1 pseudogene is annotated in these 441 nt (G+C 72.1%); it reads left to right on the top strand.

From position 1 onward, the window contains the following. A pseudogene (locus tag AC1DDG_RS21755) lies at positions 1 to 441 on the top strand (HNH endonuclease signature motif containing protein); the annotation flags it as partial.

Consider the following 441-nt stretch of genomic DNA (forward strand, 5'->3'; position numbering starts at 1 on the left):
GCAAAACAGCCCTCGCCACCAACACCCTGCCAGCCACCGGCGGACTCCGGCCCCAGGTCATGGTCACCATCAGCTACCAGGACCTCCTGAACCGCCTCCACACCACCGCCGCCAACGGCCCCCGCTACACCCGCCACACACCCACACCCCGGACAACCACCAACACCGCCGGCCCCAGCCGCCCCGGCGACAATGCACAAACCCACTGGCAAAACCCGGCAGCCACAGGCACCGCACCCGCCCCGACCGACGACACCGCCACTGGCCAGCCCCCGCTCCCCGACACCGCCGGCGGCCAGCCCCCGCTCCCCGACACGCCCGCCGGGACCGGGACGTTCGCCTTCACCGGCCCCGTCACCCCCGCCACCGTCCGCAAAATCGCCTGCGACGCCGACATCATCCCCATCCTCCTCGGCAGCCAAGGCCGCATCCTGGACATCG

It is taken from the genome of Arthrobacter sp. 10L430, from assembly GCF_056395245.1.